16 protein-coding genes are annotated in these 18,097 nt (G+C 43.5%); 8 read left to right on the forward strand and 8 right to left on the reverse strand.

Annotated features, from left to right (window positions below):
- Positions 1-3: 3 nt before the first annotated feature.
- Together NST73_RS02220 and NST73_RS02225 are read right to left on the reverse strand one after the other, a co-directional pair.
- Positions 4-870 carry a TetR/AcrR family transcriptional regulator gene (locus NST73_RS02220; RefSeq protein WP_008347242.1) on the reverse strand — a complete coding sequence of 289 codons (867 nt, stop codon included), beginning with the start codon at positions 868-870 and terminating at the stop codon, positions 4-6.
- Positions 871-1,008: 138 nt separating this feature from the next.
- On the reverse strand, positions 1,009-1,383 hold the full coding sequence (locus NST73_RS02225) for a hypothetical protein (protein WP_342499347.1): 375 nt from the start codon (positions 1,381-1,383) through the stop codon (positions 1,009-1,011).
- Between the two features lie 125 nt (positions 1,384-1,508).
- Between NST73_RS02225 and NST73_RS02230 the strand changes: the two genes are divergently transcribed.
- Positions 1,509-1,820: a metalloregulator ArsR/SmtB family transcription factor gene (locus NST73_RS02230; RefSeq protein WP_041091115.1), complete on the forward strand. Its 312-nt coding sequence runs from the start codon at positions 1,509-1,511 to the stop codon at positions 1,818-1,820.
- A gap of 30 nt (positions 1,821-1,850) precedes the next feature.
- Here the strand turns inward: NST73_RS02230 and NST73_RS02235 are convergent, their stop codons facing one another.
- Positions 1,851-3,275 (reverse strand): PLP-dependent aminotransferase family protein, encoded by a 1,425-nt coding sequence (locus NST73_RS02235; protein WP_058336808.1) that lies wholly within the window; start codon positions 3,273-3,275, stop codon positions 1,851-1,853.
- Between the two features lie 108 nt (positions 3,276-3,383).
- Between NST73_RS02235 and gabT the strand changes: the two genes are divergently transcribed.
- Genes gabT through NST73_RS02250 form a run of 3 tightly spaced genes read left to right on the forward strand, consistent with a single transcriptional unit; the run spans position 3,384 to position 7,479 of the window.
- Positions 3,384-4,700, forward strand: a complete 1,317-nt coding sequence (gabT, locus tag NST73_RS02240) for a 4-aminobutyrate--2-oxoglutarate transaminase (protein ID WP_047946159.1) — start codon at positions 3,384-3,386, stop codon at positions 4,698-4,700.
- Between the two features lie 21 nt (positions 4,701-4,721).
- Positions 4,722-6,110: an APC family permease gene (locus tag NST73_RS02245; RefSeq protein WP_039166214.1), complete on the forward strand. Its 1,389-nt coding sequence runs from the start codon at positions 4,722-4,724 to the stop codon at positions 6,108-6,110.
- Positions 6,085-7,479 (forward strand): NAD-dependent succinate-semialdehyde dehydrogenase, encoded by a 1,395-nt coding sequence (locus NST73_RS02250; RefSeq protein WP_047946157.1) that lies wholly within the window; start codon positions 6,085-6,087, stop codon positions 7,477-7,479. The genes NST73_RS02245 and NST73_RS02250 overlap by 26 nt, the downstream gene beginning before the upstream one ends.
- Before the next feature lie 247 nt (positions 7,480-7,726).
- On the opposite strand, the gene NST73_RS02255 is transcribed toward NST73_RS02250, so the two are convergent.
- From NST73_RS02255 to NST73_RS02265, 3 genes are all read right to left on the reverse strand, one after another.
- Entirely contained in the window at positions 7,727-8,323 is a 597-nt protein-coding gene (locus tag NST73_RS02255; protein ID WP_160758164.1) for an NAD(P)H-dependent oxidoreductase, read from the reverse strand.
- 130 nt (positions 8,324-8,453) lie between these two features.
- On the reverse strand, positions 8,454-9,068 hold the full coding sequence (locus tag NST73_RS02260) for a DUF1775 domain-containing protein (protein WP_039166206.1): 615 nt from the start codon (positions 9,066-9,068) through the stop codon (positions 8,454-8,456).
- 16 nt (positions 9,069-9,084) lie between these two features.
- Complete coding sequence (locus NST73_RS02265) at positions 9,085-10,719, reverse strand: copper resistance protein CopC (RefSeq protein WP_058336805.1); 1,635 nt, start codon at positions 10,717-10,719, stop codon at positions 9,085-9,087.
- Between the two features lie 505 nt (positions 10,720-11,224).
- Between NST73_RS02265 and NST73_RS02270 the strand changes: the two genes are divergently transcribed.
- From NST73_RS02270 to NST73_RS02285, 4 genes are all read left to right on the forward strand, one after another.
- Positions 11,225-12,667, forward strand: a complete 1,443-nt coding sequence (locus tag NST73_RS02270; RefSeq protein ID WP_041091126.1) for a PTS mannitol transporter subunit IICB — start codon at positions 11,225-11,227, stop codon at positions 12,665-12,667.
- Between the two features lie 95 nt (positions 12,668-12,762).
- A complete protein-coding gene (locus NST73_RS02275) occupies positions 12,763-13,197 on the forward strand; it encodes a PTS sugar transporter subunit IIA (RefSeq protein WP_019743148.1) in 435 nt (144 codons plus the stop codon).
- A 1-nt stretch (position 13,198) separates the two neighbouring features.
- On the forward strand, positions 13,199-14,320 hold the full coding sequence (locus tag NST73_RS02280; protein ID WP_065459851.1) for a mannitol-1-phosphate 5-dehydrogenase: 1,122 nt from the start codon (positions 13,199-13,201) through the stop codon (positions 14,318-14,320).
- 171 nt (positions 14,321-14,491) lie between these two features.
- A complete protein-coding gene (locus NST73_RS02285) occupies positions 14,492-16,240 on the forward strand; it encodes a cache domain-containing protein (protein ID WP_160758166.1) in 1,749 nt (582 codons plus the stop codon).
- Between the two features lie 46 nt (positions 16,241-16,286).
- On the opposite strand, the gene NST73_RS02290 is transcribed toward NST73_RS02285, so the two are convergent.
- Together NST73_RS02290 and NST73_RS02295 are read right to left on the reverse strand one after the other, a co-directional pair.
- Positions 16,287-17,153 (reverse strand): RnfABCDGE type electron transport complex subunit D, encoded by an 867-nt coding sequence (locus NST73_RS02290; RefSeq protein ID WP_286068953.1) that lies wholly within the window; start codon positions 17,151-17,153, stop codon positions 16,287-16,289.
- On the reverse strand, positions 17,111-18,091 hold the full coding sequence (locus tag NST73_RS02295) for an FAD:protein FMN transferase (RefSeq protein WP_342499348.1): 981 nt from the start codon (positions 18,089-18,091) through the stop codon (positions 17,111-17,113). The genes NST73_RS02290 and NST73_RS02295 overlap by 43 nt, the downstream gene beginning before the upstream one ends.
- Positions 18,092-18,097 lie beyond the last annotated feature (6 nt).

Below are 18,097 nucleotides of genomic sequence, written 5' to 3' on the forward strand. Positions count from 1 at the left end.
TATCTATAAAATAATGCTTTTCAGCTGTGACACGTTTTGAGATAAAACGCTGTGTTTGCCTAAATAATCAAGCAATGAGCTGATTAAAAAGGTTCTCGGTTGGTCCTTTGACAGTTCTTGACTCAGCAGCTCAAACGCAGAGAGGAGATCGTCCTTTTCTTCTCCGTTTGATAGTGTGTGAAGCTCTTGTTTTATTTTTGTTAAGTACGAGATGACAAGCTTTTCTTCATCATATTCTTCCTGTGTGGAAAGCAAATAAGAGTCCATCAGCTGATCTGTTAGCACAGGCTCAATGGAGCAAGGCTTTATTGATACACGATCCATCACACCGATGATCATTTCGGCGGCATTTTCTAATTGGATGTTCTTGTGCTCAATCGCCAACATCAAGATGAATTCTCTCATTAATCCGTTGAGGACAATCACAAGATCCCACACATAAGGCGCAACAGATTCACCATATGTGCTTAAAATGATGTCTCTGTGCCGCTGCATGATAATGGAGCGTGTCTCACGTAAATGCTTAATGACGATGGGCGAATGCTGTGAAAAAGCTTCAAAGGACAGCATATTCAAAAATTTATGATTCTCTTTAAACTCTTCAAGCTCAAGCTTAATCTTTTTTGTGAATTTTTCCTTTTTGGACAGCGTCGTTTCGGAATGAATGATCTGAGAAATCTCTCTCATTTTGCGCTGATTGTATTTAATCAGTTCCAATAGAAGAGCTTCCTTTGAATCAAACAGTTTATAAATAGACGCTTTTGATATTTTACAGGCATCAGCAATTGACTGCATGGAGACACTCATATAGCCTTTTTGAGAAAATAATTTCTTCGACACCCGCAAAATCTCTTCTTGCTTTTCGTTCATCTTCATAAGTCCTTTCCGAATCGGCAAAACCATATGGTCACAATGGAAACCGAGTGGTCACTTTTGCTATGATAACAAAACCAATGGCACATGACAAGAAAATGAACTTAAAAAAATACCTATCTGATGACAGGTATTTTATCCTTCCGCATGTGCGGCATATATGATGATCTGTCCGTTAAGTTCGGCGATTAAAAGGTCTTCTCGCTCCTTTACAGAGTAAATCGCTGTCCCTTTTTTCAACTTGGAAGCTGTGCCGTGATTAAAATGTTCGGCAGCTGTTTTCTGAATCACACCTACTTGCTGATGTTTTGTTACATTTAATGATTTTGTCCAATCTATGTTTGTTTCATAGATCGTTTCTTCCCATTGAAATAAATCTGCCTGTGGATCGAGAGCTAATAACTCTTCTGCACTAGGTGGTTTAGATTCGGCATACCGGACGGATTGGCATCCACATAAGCAAATGGTGAGTAACATTAAACAAAAGTAAGTCCATAATTTTCGTGTCAAATGAGATCCTCCCCTTCACAAGAAAGCTATTATATAGTCATAGTCGTTTCCGAAGGATGTATCGTTACTTTAATGAGGCGAGTAAGGAGATTGTATGTTGGCACGAAATACGGTACATTTATCGTATGAATAATCCAATCCATCCAACCCAAGAAGACATGAGACTGATTTCGGTGCTGCACGCATTGGCCGATCCCATCCGGTTAGAAATTGTCCGCTGCTTAGCTGAAGCAGGCGAGAGGACATGCGGCACGTATGAGATGAATATTGCCAAATCCACGCTGTCACATCACTTCAAAGTGTTGAGGGAGGCAGGCATCGTGAAAGTGAGAATTGACGGAAAACACCGCTATTATTCTTTAAGAAAAGAAGACATTGAGACCGCTTTTCCTGAACTCGTGTCATCCATTTTAGCCGTAGATAAAGAGCGGTGGTAAGCCAGCTGTCTAGAAAAGCAGCTGGCTGTTTTATTTCCCATAAATCGAGTCATACAGGCGTTTCACCGCTGGCTTAATATCCTCTGGCCGCATGTGCGAAAAGCCGAGGACGAGCGGGACAAAGCCTTCTTTGTGACCAGGCACATGCTCATCAAGGGTAAAACGGTCCATCCCGTACATTTTTAGCTTTCGATCTTTGGCACGTTGTAAAATCTCATGCTGCGTGCGGTTTGAACGGAACTCTGCGATAAAATGAAGCCCTGCATTTTCCCCGATAATCCGTACGTTGTCACGAAAGACAGTGTCGAGCTCTCCAATGAGCTGTTTTCGTTTTTCCTCATATAGCCCATTCATTCTTTTAATATGCCGCTGATAGGCGCCATCTTTTATAAAATAAAGAAGGGTGTATTGTGTAAAAAGATTGGCCGTTTGAATAAAAAAGTGCTGTTCTTCTTTATAGCGTCTTAATAAATGCTGCGGTAGCACCATGTAGCTGATCCTCAAGCCGGGCAGCAATGATTTCGAAAAGGTCCCCATATAAATGACTTTGTCATAGCGGTCAAGGCTCTGCAGCGCCGGTATGCTGTCTGTGCCATACTTAAATTCACTGTCATAATCGTCCTCAATGATATAGCGGTCTGGCTGATCAGCCGCCCAGTTTAACAGCTGTATCCGCCGGGAAATCGGCATGATCACCCCTGTTGGGAACTGATGAGAAGGCGTAATGATCAAGACATTTGGCTCTTTCTTCTGAATATCGCTCATCCGCACCCCTTTTCGATCAATGCCAATCGTTTCAATCCGGTGATGATTGTTTTTCAGCATTTGATACAGTCTGCGATAGCCGGGGTTTTCTAATCCATATATTTGATCAGCTGGAAGGATGCTAGATAATGAATGAATGAGTGACTGTGTACCCGCACTTAAAATGAGCTGTTCAGGGTAGCATTTGACCCCTCGTGCAAGTCCAATCAGCCGGGCAATCGTTTCCCTCAGCTCATAGACGCCTTGTGGGTGCGGCAGTTCACCAAAGGCTTCTTGGTGGAGACTGATCGCCTTTTGTTCACTTTTCAGCCAGCTTTTAAAAGGAAAATTGGCTGTATCAACAGAAATATGTGAAAAGGAATACCAGTCATCTCGCTCAATCGGATTCTCTTTTAAATCAGCTGGAAGGGAAGAGGGTTTCAGTTGACCTGATTCATGAAATGTTTCCAGTGATTCCACAAAAAAGCCTTTCCGTTCAACTGAATATAAATATCCCTCGGCAAGCAGCTGCTGATAGGCGCCATTCACTGAATTGACGCTGACGTTTAAAGTATCTGCTAACTCTCGTTTAGACGGTAATTGATCGTGTGGTTGCAGGTTGCGGTTTAAAATTTCCTCTTTAATTTTCGTGTAAATTTGATGATAAATAAACCCGTTTTCCCCTGTTTGATCTAGTTGAATTGTCAGCATCTCGTCATTCCATCCTCTCTGGTACCATGAAAAAAATGATATTGGTACTTTCTATCATACCAAAAAATATTCAGAATAATAAAAAAGACATAAAGGGGATGGATGACAATGAGTCAAACGACAACAAACCGTTTTTCAACAGAGGAATGGCAGGGGAAAAGAGATCAATACGTCGCAAGAGGCGTAAGTAATGGCAACCGTCATCTTGCAGCGAAAGGGAAGGGAGCCGAGCTTTTCGATATTGATGGCAATCGTTTTATCGATTTTGCAGGCGCCATCGGTACATTAAATGTAGGACACTCCCATCCAAAGGTTGTGGAAGCAGTCAAAGCACAGGCAGACAGCCTGATTCACCCAGGATTTAATGTCATGATGTACGAATCCTATATCGAATTGGCAGAAAAACTATGCCACCTCACACCAGGCGACCACGACAAAAAAGCCATTTTCTTAAATTCAGGTGCAGAAGCAGTTGAAAACGCAGTGAAAATTGCCCGTAAATATACGAAAAGACAAGCGGTTGTCTCTTTTACAAGAGGGTTCCACGGAAGAACGAATATGACGATGAGCATGACAAGCAAGGTCAAGCCTTATAAATTTGGATTCGGCCCATTTGCGTCAGAGGTGTATCAAGCGCCGTATCCTTATTACTATCAAAAACCTGAAGGATTAAGCGATGCAGCCTACGACGAATACATCATTGATCAGTTCAATCAATTCTTTGTCGCAACCGTTGCACCAGAAACCGTCGCTTGTGTGGTGATGGAGCCAGTCCAAGGGGAGGGCGGATTCATTGTACCATCGAAGCGTTTTGTCCAGCACGTCGCTTCATTCTGTCAGCAGCATGGAATCGTATTCGTGGCAGATGAGATCCAAACAGGATTCGCAAGAACAGGGAAATACTTTGCGATTGAACACTTCGATGTGGTGCCAGACTTAATCACTGTGTCAAAATCACTTGCAGCTGGCCTGCCGCTGAGCGGTGTCGTTGGCAGAAAAGAATTACTTGATGCAGCGGACCCAGGGGAGCTAGGGGGGACGTATGCTGGCAGTCCATTAGGCTGTGTGGCGGCATTGGCTGTACTTGATATTATTGAAACAGAACAACTGAATGAACGATCTGAACACATTGGACAAGTCATTGAGGACAAAGCGAATGAGTGGAGAAGTCAGTATTCATTCATCGGGGAAGTCCGGCGTTTAGGGGCAATGGCGGCCATTGAAATTGTGGAAGATCAAAAAACGCGTACACCAGATAAGAAGACAGCCGCAGCGATTGCAGCCTATGCAAACAAGCACGGACTACTCTTATTAACGGCAGGGATCAATGGGAATATTATTCGCTTTTTAACACCACTTGTCATCACAGATGAGCTGCTGCAAGAAGGACTAGGGATCATCGAAGACGCCTTCACAGCACGCTAAACAACAAAGGGGGATGGTTGTATGCAAAAACAACAAATGGCTAAAACCATGTCGCAGTCAGACGTACTGTTTTTATCCATTGGTGCAATGCTTGGCTGGGGCTGGGTTGTACTTTCGGGAGATTGGATTTTAACAGCTGGATTTTTAGGAAGTGTGATTGCCTTTGTCATAGGGGGCATTCTCGTCATCTTTATTGGACTAACGTATGCAGAGCTTTCCTCTGCAATTCCAGAAACAGGCGGAGGACTCGTCTTTGTCCAGCGGGCATTTGGGATCAAATCAGCGTTTGTCTCCGCATGGGGCGTATTGTTCGGTTATGTGTCCGTGATTACGTTTGAAGCGGTCGCACTTCCGACAGTCATTGACTATGTCATTCCAACACAGCATGTTGGTTTCCTATGGAATATAGGAGGATGGGATGTTTACTTTACATGGGTATTGATTGGATCTGGCGGTGCGCTGTTTTTAACAGCTCTCAACTACATTGGCGCAAAGCCTGCTGCTATTTTTCAATCGGTGTTCACAGTGGCCATTATCCTGACAGGTTTTCTTCTATTAGGCGGAGCTACATTTAATGGAGATTTTGCAAACCTTGAGCCGATGTTTCAAGGCGGGGTTGGCGGTCTGATGGCTGTGTTAGTGATGATTCCCTTTTTATTCGTTGGGTTTGATGTCATCCCGCAGGTAGCGGCGGAGATTAACGCACCGAAGAAAATCATCGGGAGAATTTTGATTATCTCCATTGTGAGTGCGGTTGTATTTTATCTGCTCATTGTCTTTGGAGTAGCGGCAGGATTGTCAAAAGGTCAGCTTGAGGCTTCATCACTAGCAACAGCAGATGCTATGGTACAGCTTCTTGGTCATCAGGCGTTTGGGACTGTGCTTGTCATTGGTGGTGTAGCAGGTATCGTAACGAGCTGGAATGCTTTTATCATTGGTGCAAGCCGTATCCTCTACGCAATGGCGGAAAGAGGCATGATTTCCAAATGGTTTGCGTATATTCATCCGAAGTATAAAACTCCGACAAATGCCATTTTGTTCTTAGGTGCATTGGCCTTTTTTGCACCATTACTAGGCCGACCTGCCCTCGTGTGGATTGTCAATGCAGGGGGTGTGGGCATCATCGTTGGGTATTTGATTGTGTCCATTGCCTTTATGAGACTTCGCAAGACAGAACCTGAGCTTGAGCGTCCATACCGCATTAAATATTGGCGGACGACCGGCGTTTTTGCCATTGGACTCAGTCTCCTTTTTCTTTCATTTTATTTTCCAGGGATGCCGGCTTCCTTGTCATGGCCAGCTGAATGGATTTTGCTTTTAGGTTGGGCACTCATTGGGTATATACTATATGTAATGAATCCAAGAACGAAGGAGAAGATAGAGCATGACAAACGAACTCAAAGTGTATAATCCTGCAACCGGAGAAGAAATTGCCTCAGTTGCTCAGCATACAAAAGAACAGATTGAAGATGCGATCACTCGCTCACACAAAGCATTCAAAACATGGGCAAAAACGTCAGCCCATGAACGTGCAAATATCATTCGCAAATGGTTTGATCTCATGATCGAGCATAAAGAAAGGCTTGCAAAAATCATCACAGAAGAAAACGGGAAGCCGTATCAAGAAGCATTAGGGGAAATCGTCTATGCCGCTGGATATATTGAGTGGTACGCAGAGGAAGCAAAGCGGATTTACGGCAGAACGATCCCGTCTCATACGACAAACAAACGCCTATTTGTCACAAAACAGCCAGTTGGTCCTGTTGCCGCCATTACACCATGGAATTTCCCTGCGGCGATGATTACAAGGAAGGCGGCACCAGCGCTTGCGGCGGGCTGTACGTTTATCGTGAAACCTGCTGAAGACACGCCGCTTACGGCCATTGAGCTTGTGAAATTAGGCCATGAAGCCGGAATTCCAGAGGAAGCCTTGCAATGGGTGATTGGAGATGGAAAAGAAGTGGGGGAAATCTTCACAGATAGTCCATTGATCCGCAAGATCACGTTTACTGGTTCAACACCAGTTGGAAAACATCTCATCAAAAACAGTGCGAGCACAGTGAAGCACGTTTCTATGGAACTTGGCGGTCATGCCCCGCTGATCGTCGATAAGGACGCCAACCTTGAATTGGCTGTGAAACAAGCAGTGGCATCTAAATTCCGTAATGCAGGCCAGACGTGTGTTTGTGCCAATCGCTTAATCGTCCATGAAGAAATTCATGAAGCATTTGCGCAAAGCTTCAGCAAAGAAGTGGAAAAGCTGAAAGTAGGAAATGGGTTTGAAGAAGGCACGTCCATCGGACCGATTATCAATAAGCGAGGCTTCGATAAAATTGTCGACCAAATTCAAGATGCCGTGGATAAAGGGGCGAAAGTTCTTGTCGGCGGCGATACACATTTTGACGAGGAGAAGTCGTATTATTTTGTTCAGCCGACGGTGCTAACTCATGTCGACCCTTCAATGAACATTATGCATGAAGAGACGTTTGGTCCAGTTGCACCAATTACGACATTTAGCACTTTAGATGAAGCCATTGAATTAGCGAACGATACACCTTTTGGACTTGCGGCTTATTTCTTTACAGAGAATTACCGCAATGGCCTCTATATATCTGAGAATCTAGATTACGGGATTATTGGCTGGAATGACGGGGGACCATCCGCTGTGCAGGCACCTTTCGGCGGTATGAAAGAGAGCGGTATTGGCCGTGAAGGCGGCATCGAAGGCATCGAACCTTATTTAGAAACGAAGTATGTGTCAATTGGTTTAGACGAATAACATGTGAAAAAGACTGTCCGAGAAGCCTCGGCAGTCTCAGCATGTAGACAAACCCTCGCATTCTTTGTCAGTCCTACGCGCTGGTGCTCACGAATGTGAAATTCGCTCCGCGCCAGTACTCGTCCTTCCTAGACTGCAAAGGTTTTCTATCACGCTGAAAAGAAGACAAAGGGCTAAAATCAAGTTCATTTTAGCCCTTTGTCAACAATCTGTGACTGTCCGAGAAGTCTCGGCAGTCTTTTTTATGTTAAACAGCCGGTGGGAAAAGTTGATCCACCGTTTCTTTTGTTTCTTTGAGAATCTCGTGGATGTCGTCTGCAGATGCTTGTTCCATGCTGCTGAACAAGAGCCGTTCGACTGGCTCAACGCCGATCAGATCGAAGGCGGCTGTATCTGTCGTCATCTGATGGCTGGGGGTGATGATCATATTTGAATCAAGAAAGGTCCTCGGTGCATCATGCGTATTAATAATGACCCCTTTTTTGTCTCGAAGCAGATTTTTCACCACTCCGTTTTCATTGATCTCATACGCAAACCCCTCTGAAAAAACGCGCTCTACATAACCCTTTAGCATCGCCGGCAAGCCTGTCCACCATATTGGAAAGATAAATGTGAGGACATCGGCTTGCTGAATCAGCTTCTGCTCTCTTTGAACCGGTACCGGCACATGCCCATTTTTCATGGCAGCCTTTTCTGCTGTTGTCCGCTCTGGCGGAAAGCCAATGGCATACACATCACGAACTGTCACATCATGACCATTGTTCAAAAGAGTGCTTACAACAAGATCTAATAGGGTTTGATTTAAGCTTTGCTGGGGATGAGCAAATATGATTAGATGGTTCATCTCATAGCCTCCTAGGTGGTCATGTGTCTCATTATGGCATGCACGAGTATCCTATTCAATCCTATATTGGAAATTATAGGTTGGGAAAATAAAAAGCGACCGCTTGAAAAAACGATCGCTCATGTAAGGTTTATTTCTTTCTAAAAGCAAGACCAAGTGCAATCAATGCCACAACTAAGGCTGCAATGGACAGACCAAGAACAAGTGGTGAAGAAGAAGCAGAGGCTGTTTCAGATGCCTTTTCTTCTTTTGGTTTTTCTTGCCCATGTGAATCCGTTACGGTATTAGACGCAACAATATTTGTGATTGAATGAGGCTTATCAGCGTCCTTGTCGCCAGTCCATTCAACTACTGTTCCATCCTTATAATATTGATACGCATCCCATGCCGCTTCGCCGGCTTTTTCAGGGTTTTTTGCAACAAACACGAATTGCTGGAACTGCCCAGCAAGGACACCATCGCCAGTTGCTTCCCAAGTGACTCTTGTGACTTTTCCGTTTTTCTCTTCAGTTGTTGTTTTCCAGCCAGGCACTGGCTCGTATTGCTGGAATTCTACGCCTTTAGGCATCGTGATGACAACCTTTGTTGTCGGACTGTCGCTTTCAGAAGGTACTTTTAACGTATAGGTTTCCCAAGCATTAGTTGCAGATGTATCAGGTTTGACTGTCACGTGTGCACTTACAGGAATCGCCAGTAAAAATGAAGCGAGAAGCATTGGTAATAAAGCTTTAACGTATTTTTTCATATCATATAAACTCCTTTTAGTTTCTTCTAATGAATGTCGTATCGATGTTGTCAAAAGAACCAGTTAACGCATGAATGTTAATTTTCCAAGTGCCTTTTTCATTTAGTAAGAGGTTTTCAGCCGAGAAGTGTCCATTCTTTAATCGTTTCAGCTGAAACTCGTTAGGCGTTTCATCACCGAACAAGGAGACTTTGTGGATCTTAGCTGTCACAGATTGAATGTCTGTGATCGTTTGTCCATCCTTCTTCGTAAATGCCACCTCGAACGTGTTTTTACCAGGAGCATTCGGGGTAATGCTCAAAGACACAAGGTCACGATGCTCCACCTGATTGGCTGCAAAGAATGGCTCTGGTGCAGGCGGCGGAGGACTTGGGATATTGGTGAATACGGCTGTTAATAGTAAAATAGCGATCCCAATGATCCACTCTGCTCGTAAAGATACGTTTCGTTTCTGCTTCTTTTCCCATCTCAGCATCAAATAATGGACGAGCCCAAGGAGACCCATGATGATAAATAAACCAAGTTTGATTAAGAAGGTGCGTCCATAAGCTGATTGGAAAAGGGCATCAAATGATTGCAGAATAAAAATCGCATTCACAAACCCAGAAAACACAATCAGTCCAACCGAGAGCAGTGCCCACGGATGAAAAGCTGTCAGGGTGCTGCGTATGAGCGGTTGATCTTCATTCGGCAGTTTCTTCATCAAAAGAAGGACAATAGCTGTTAAGCCGCCGACCCAAATGGATGCAGAAACGAGATGAATGAAGTCAAGTGACGTTGTCAGTATTTTATTATCTGTTGCGGCTGGATGACCGATTTGTGCTTTCAGCCAAAGGAGTACGATGAAAATGAGCAGTGGAAACAGCCATACCCGGAAGGAAGTGAAGTTTCCTTTTTTCATCGCCACAATCGTCCAGATCGTCAGTAGAACAAATGACGCCATTAGCATCATCCACAGACTCCCGCCCGAAGTCGACGCAATGGTTTCTTGTAAAAGAGATGGTTGAAATGCCCCTAAAAAGGACACGTCTGCCGCTGATTTAGTTTGAATCGGCAGCTGGAACAAGAGTGCTCCGCCCATCATGATCAATGAAACAGTTAAGAGTCGCTTCATTCGCCGGGCTAAAACGTCGGTTATGGCCGCTTTAAACCATAGAAGTCCAAATAAAATGGTTCCAAGAAATAAGCTAAATGACGTATACAGAAAGGCTTTGTCAATGGTTGAAGCCATATCGATGGATTCACTCGACTGTCCTTGATCTAATTGATCAAATCCTCCATCCGCTTTTCCGATACTAAAAGGAATCATGCCAGACACAGAGTGTCCATCGGCTGATACCGCATTCCATTGAATGGTGTAAATTCCTTTAGGTAAATTCTTTTTTAAAGCTGCTTCCATGATCTTTTGCTCTTTGATGACCGTATCTCCTTGATCGACACGATCCCCTTTTGCATTGAACACCTTAATGGCATGAAATCCACTTTCGATTCCTTCACTAAAGGTGATCGAGACTGCAGGAGGCTGCTGATCCAGCTCTTCATTTGCCACTGGATTTGAGCTCACTACATATGCATGAGCAAATGCCTCTTTTGGCATGAAGAAGGAGAACATGAAGATGAGCAGCAAAAGCCACTTACTATATTTCAACAATGTGAATAACCGCCTTTCTACCTATGAAAATGTCTCATGTATCAGAAAGAAAGCGGCAGTAAACTGTGAGTCACAGAAAAACCGCTCTTTCTATTGTACCGCCCACTCTAAAAGGTAAACGAAACAAATAGCAAGATGGTTCACTTTTTCTGTGTCATGTCTTGTCTGCGCAGACGTTTCTTGAATGTTTGATCAATATAAGCCTATTCGATTTAAGTAGAGGAAACAAGAAGTGACCATTTGAAAGTTGTGAAATTCCAATGAATTTTGCGCCAAAACAACAGTAGATTCAACTTTTACCCCGCTATCATCTATGGTATGCCGAGAGGTGTCACATTATTTTTCAATTTTGTCACACACTAAGTGACAAAGTGACATTTAGTTTCAATTGAAGGGAAAGTGAAAGCGTTTTACGATAGGTATAAGGGCTTCACTGACTCTTGTTATTATATCTTTTGACCTATAAAGCCCGAAATAAAGGGAGAGAAGAAAGGGGTTTTCACAGATGCAGGAAAAAAGCGGATTCCGCGTGAAAGTACAGCGCTTTGGAAGCTATTTAAGCGGCATGATTATGCCGAATATTGGTGCATTTATTGCATGGGGACTGATTACAGCTTTGTTCATTCCAAGTGGTTATCTTCCGAATGAGCAATTAGCTACACTCGTTGGACCGATGATTAACTACTTACTGCCGCTCTTAATTGGTTACACAGGCGGTAAACTCGTCTATGACCATCGAGGCGGAGTGCTTGGTGCTACAGCTACGATTGGGGTCATTGTTGGCTCAGACATTCCAATGTTTTTAGGTGCCATGATCATGGGGCCGCTGGGCGGTTATCTTATTAAGAAAATCGACCAGCTGTTTAAAGATCGAATCAGATCAGGTTTTGAAATGCTTGTGAATAACTTTACGGCAGGTATCCTCGGTGCCATTCTTGTTGCCATTGCATTCTATGCTATCGGCCCAGTGGTACTAGGTCTGAATAAAGCCCTTGCGGCAGGTGTAGATATCATTGTCAATGCTCATTTACTGCCACTAGCAAGTATCTTCATTGAACCTGCAAAAGTATTATTCTTAAACAACGCGATTAACCAAGGTATTTTAGGTCCATTAGGGGTCGAGCAAGCAGCGAAGACAGGGCAATCTGTTCTGTTCTTGCTTGAAACAAACCCAGGTCCAGGCTTAGGTGTTCTTCTTGCGTATATGTTCTTTGGAAGAGGAAATGCGAAACAGTCTGCACCAGGTGCCATTGTCATTCAGTTTTTAGGAGGAATCCATGAAATTTACTTCCCGTACATCTTAATGAAACCAAAACTCATTTTGGCTGTCATTGCAGGGGGAGCAAGTGGTGTCCTGACGTTCACATTATTAAATGCAGGATTAAAAGCAGTGCCGTCACCAGGAAGTATTATTGCGCTTATGCTGATGTCTCCAAAAGGCGGTCACCTTGCCGTTTTAGCAGGTGTTGTCGTAGCAGCTATCGTATCGTTCCTTGTCGCATCGGTCATTTTGAAAGCATCTAAAGAAGTTGACGAAGATTTAACAGCAGCAACAGAAAAGATGCAGGACATGAAAGGCAAGAAAAGTGCAGCGGCCGCTGCTCTTACGGCACAAAAAGAAGACGCTCAAGCAAACGAGCAAGCAGCATCTCCTAGTGATGTCAATCCAGATGACGTGAACAAAATCATCTTTGCCTGCGATGCAGGGATGGGTTCAAGTGCAATGGGTGCGTCCATTCTGAAAAACAAAGTGAAAAAGGCAGAGCTTGATATCGATGTGACAAACACATCTATCAGCAACATCCCAGACGATGCGGATGTGGTCTTTACTCATAAAGATTTAACAGACAGAGCCAAGGCAAAGCTGCCAGGCGCTGTGCATATCTCAGTGGATAATTTCTTAAACAGCCCGAAATATGACGAGCTGATTGAGAAATTGAAAAAATAACATGACGAAACGGGTTGAGTCCAATTTTTCCTAATTGAACTCCCCGTTTTGGTTGTTTTCCTGATTTTTATTCTAAAAAAGGTGTGTGATCATGTATGAAACAAGTACTTTCTAAAGACAATATTTTTCTAAACGAACAAGCAGGTTCTAAAGAAGAAGCCATCAAAAAAGCAGGCGAAGTCCTCGTAGCAAACGGCTATGTCACAAGTGATTATGTCGACAAAATGTTTGAAAGAGAAGAGATTTCTTCTACATTTATGGGGAACGGCATTGCAATCCCTCATGGAACAGAGGATGCGAAAGCGGCTGTCCTTCATTCAGGGATTTCGATTATCCAAATTCCAGATGGTGTTGAATATGGTGAAGGAAATGTGGCGAAAGTCGTCTTTGGGATCGCCGGGAAAAACAACGAGCATCTTGATATTCTGTCTCAAATTGCGATTGTCTGTTCAGAAGAAGAAAATGTAGAACGGATCATTCATGCAAAGGATCAGGATGAACTGATCGCCATCTTTAACGAGGTGAACTAACATGAAAGCACTTCATTTTGGAGCAGGGAATATTGGCAGAGGGTTTATCGGTTCTTTGTTAAAGACATCAGGCTTTGAACTTGTCTTTACCGATGTGAATGAAGCGGTCATCAATGAGCTGAATGAAAGAGGAGAATACACGGTTGAACTCGCAGCACCAGGGCAGAAGCAAGAAGTAGTCGGGCCCGTATCAGCGATCAATTCTTCGCAAAATCCAGCAGCATTAACAGAGGCTGTTGCCACAGCCAACTTGATTACAACAGCTGTTGGACCAGCCGTATTGAAGATCATTGCCTCATCGATTGCTGAAGGATTAAAACAAAAAAAGCCTGACCACATCATCAACATCGTGGCATGTGAAAATATGATTGGGGGAAGTGCTCATTTAAAAGAAGCGGTGTTCTCTCATTTAACAGCAGATGAGCAAGCAGCGATATCACAAACCGTTGGCTTTCCAAACGCTGCGGTTGACCGCATTGTTCCGATTCAGCACCATGAGGACATTCTCAAAGTGTCGGTTGAACCATTTTTCGAGTGGGTTATTGATGAGACGGGCTTTATTGGAGATGTTCCGCAAATTGACGGAGCGACCTTTGTCCAAGATTTGACGCCGTATATTGAACGGAAGCTTTTCACCGTTAATACAGGACATGCACTAGCGGCTTATGTCGGGTATCAGCAAGGCGTAAAAACCATTAAAGAAGCTGTTGATACACCAGATATTCGTCAAGTTGTCGAAGGTGCCCTTCATGAAACGGGCAGTTATTTAATTGACGCGTATGGCTTCCGAAAAGAAGAACATGATGCGTATATTCAAAAAATCATCAAGCGATTTGAAAATGCGTTTATTTCCGATGAAGTGACTCGTGTCGCACGCTCTCCTCTTAGAAAGCTGGGAGCAGATGACCGTTTAATCGGTCCAGCGAAAAAGATCAAGCAGCCAGTGTACTTAATCAAAGGGATCGCTGCTGCTTTGGCTTACGACTTTGCAGAAGACGAAGAAGCGGTTCGCTTGCAGGCATTAAGGAAAGAAAAAGGCATTGAAGGTGTGCTTCAAGAGGTATGTGGACTCAAACCTGAAGACGATCTCTATCAAGCCATCCTCAAAGAAACCGAGCGATAAGTAAAAAATCCCTTTCTAACGTGAAAAGAAGACAAAGGGCTAAAATCAAGTTCATTTTAGCCCTTTGTCAACAATCTGAGATCCCTTTCTAACGTGAAAGGGATTTTTTTCTATGACTTTTTTAATACTTTCCCCTGCATGACGATATATGTAGTAAGGGGGAATTAGAACATGAAAAAGAAAGCGTTTGCTTCAAGAAGTGTCTTTTTTCAATTGATGTCAGCCATTATCGTTATTACAATTTTAACAGGCGGACTTGTAGGAACAACGGGGTATTTTTTAGCGAAAAATGTCTTAATTGATGCAGGGAAAGCAGATTTAAAACACATCGTAAATGGAGCGATGGCCACTCTTGAACAATTGAACGACCGTGTGGAGAAAAAAGAACTGACGCTTGAACAGGCGCAGGAACAAGCCCGTATTTATTTGAACGGGCCTAAAAATGACGACGGCAAAGGGTATCAATTTCAAAAATCAGATTTCATCTATAAAAATAAAGGCTACCTTGTCGCATATGGAGCCGATTATTCATCACAGGTTCATCCGGTTAACGACATCGGCGTCATCCCAGATAACACGACAAATCGTCAAAAAATGGTCGCTGGCGCTACAGCAAAAGGCGAGGATGCACACTATATCACCTATATGGATAAAGACGATGCCACGGGGGAAGAAAAGCAAAAACTCGCTTATATGAACCAGTTTACACCGTGGAATTGGAGTATAGGAATCGCCGTATTTCAGGATGAATTTTATAAAGAACTAGAGCAGATGAAGCTCTATATTATTCTCATTACAGCAGGTGTCGCTCTTTTAAGTATGGGTGTCTTTTATTTGGCAGCCCGAGGAAAAGTGAGACTGCTCAAGCAAGTTACGGCTGCTTCAAAAGAAATTGCGGCGGGCAATATTGAACGCACCAGCTTAAAAGAAACCTCGGATGAAATTGGGCAGCTGGCAAAAGGTTTTAATCATATGTCAGGAGAGCTTAGAGCACTTGTGAGCGGTTTGCAGGAAACGAGCAGCCAGCTCGTCGAATCTGCGACAGATCTATCCGCCATCTCTGAAGAAACATCCGCCAGCAGTGAAGAAATTGGCCGAGCGATTGGAGATATCTCAACTGGGACACTTCATCAGGCATCAGACCTTGAGGTAGCCAATCAACAAATGACTCAGTTCAATCAATCCATTGAAAACGTCAAAGAACAAAGCGACCAGATCAAACGAATTTCAGACCAGTCGAACCAATCTTCCGAGCAGGGTCAGCAAATTGTCCAGCAATTAAAACAATCAAATGAGCAATCCATTCAGGCATCTCAAGGCATTCGATCAGGGATTGAGCAGTTAAGTACAAAAGTACAAGATATTTCTCAAATCACAGATACCATTGAAAGCATTTCAAATGAAACGAACTTACTGGCCCTGAATGCGAGCATTGAAGCAGCTCGTGCAGGAGAGCATGGCAAAGGATTCTCGGTTGTGGCGAGTGAAGTGCGAAATTTAGCTGAACAGACAAAGCAATCGGCCGTTCAAATCCAGCAGATGATTCAAGGCATTAAAGAAGAAACGACGGCTACAGCTGGCATGATGTCCAAAACAATGGATCGTTTTGCCGAGCTTGATGAAGCGGTTCACGCAACAGAACAAGAATTCAATTCCATCTCTACATCGATTTCACAAACCATCGTTGAAACAAATGCGATGGCAAAAGAGCTGAACACATTACTGGAACAAAACGACCTCATCACAAAAGCGATGCATGGTGCAGCCCATATTTCTCAAGAAAATGCCGCAGCGATTGAAGAAATCACTGCATCTACAGACGAACAAGTCACCGCCATCTCCAATGTGGCGAAGGCAGCAGAAAGGCTCAATGAGCTAAGCATGCGATTGAATCAAGATATTGCACGTTATCGTTTATAATGTATGGTCAAACGGACGTCGAAAAGTCGATGTCCGTTTTTTTTATTTAGACGACTTTCGTCCGTGTTGCCCGTCGCTTTTGATTTGTTTGGTACGTTCGATAGGCTTTCCAAGCATTGGCACATAAAAGCCCTGTGAGTAAGTAAGATAAGCTATTAAATAAATAGAAGTCCACACACGAAACGACAGCACACAGGATACCAAAGATGATTTGATCACGATTCTTTGCTGGTGAAGTAGGTGGATCAGTCAACATAAAGAACGCAAGAAACAAGACAGCATTCAAGTAGGGCGTAATAAAAGCAGATGAAGCATCCGTTAAGCCAATGAATCCCAATATGAGGTGGATCAGGCCGTATGCTGCTAGAAAGGCGAAAACTTGCGGGAATTTTTGTACGCGGCTGGTCACCAAATAACCGCCGACCACCACAAGGAATAGGGTCCACCAAGGTAGAAGAGACATACCGCCCCACCAGCTTTGATTGGAAGAAAATAAAATGACTGAGAGCCATAAACCAAATGCGGCTGGATTCAAAATTGGTTTCTTTTGATAAGTGATGACATGCTTAGATAAAATGGCTGCTGCGGCTGTGAAAACAGAAACAGCAAAAGAAGTAGCTGGACTTAGAACAATGCCAATAATCAGCCCTGTGAGCAGAGCTCCATCAGGGAATGTGTGTTTATTGTTTTTCCAAATCACTCTTGAGATGAAAGAGTCAAGAATTAGTGCTGTCCCGATGCTGGTAGCAACTGTAGCGAGACCACTAAGAAAACCAGCGTGCAGACTCCCGGCGGCTAAAAGGACCAAAAGAATGGCGATGACATACCGTTTTGGTGTCCGAATGTAGGCTTTTAGTGAGGGTGATGGTTTCAAAAATGTTTGGTTTGTGATAGGTGCTGGTTGTGATTCCATGAGTGAACCTCCTTCATCTCCGGTGTTACGATCATATCAGCGGTTTGATCTACCATCACGGCAGGTATTTCATGTTCGGCTAAAAAAGAATAACCTCCTTCTCGACCTAATAAAAAAGCAGCTGTAGAGAGACTATCTGCGAGCATACCAAGTGGTGCAATGACGGTACAGCTTAACAAACTTTGTTCAGACTGTTTCGTTTGAGGGTGTATCAAATGGTGCGTATGAGGATCATAACGACTGATCCGTTCATAGCTTCCAGATGTACAAATCGCACAATTAGTAGTTTGAATGACCGAGATGTTGGTCTGTTTGTGAATGGGATGCCGAATCCCGATTGTCCACTCTTCTTGTTGTTCGTTAAATCCAGATACCAACACATCCCCACCAGCATTCATCATAAAGCCTTCCCATGCTTCAAGCTCTTTTGCGGCAAGATCGCACGCAAATCCCTTTGCAATAGAACCGAAATCCAAAATCAGCGGTTTGTTCAAATAAATCGTCCGATTCTTCTCGTTTAACTGGACGTCACGATAATGAACGGCTGCATGTGGAACGTCATGTGATGAAAAAGTTTGTCCTGTCGTATATAAACGATCGAATCCTTTTTGTTCCATGATTTTTCCGATGGTTGGATCATACTTGCCATTTGTTAACTCGGCTAACTCTAGCGCATAGGCTGTTAAATCGAAAAGCATTTCACTGACTAATACCTCTTGCTTTGAACGATTGGCTAACTTCATGACTTCAGAATCAGAGCGGAAACGGCTAAAACGATGCTCGATATCGTAAAAAATGGAAAAGGCACGGTTGATGTCCTCTAAAACAGCCCGTCGATCTTCTTCATAGGCAACCACTTGAATATTGATAACAGTTCCCATAGCCAGCATGGATTTTTGAAAAGTAATGAGTTTTTGTTGTCCTAACCATTTCATCATGGTGTC

The sequence above is a fragment of the Bacillus sp. FSL W7-1034 genome (assembly GCF_038593365.1).
Taxonomy (GTDB): domain Bacteria; phylum Bacillota; class Bacilli; order Bacillales; family Bacillaceae; genus Bacillus; species Bacillus altitudinis.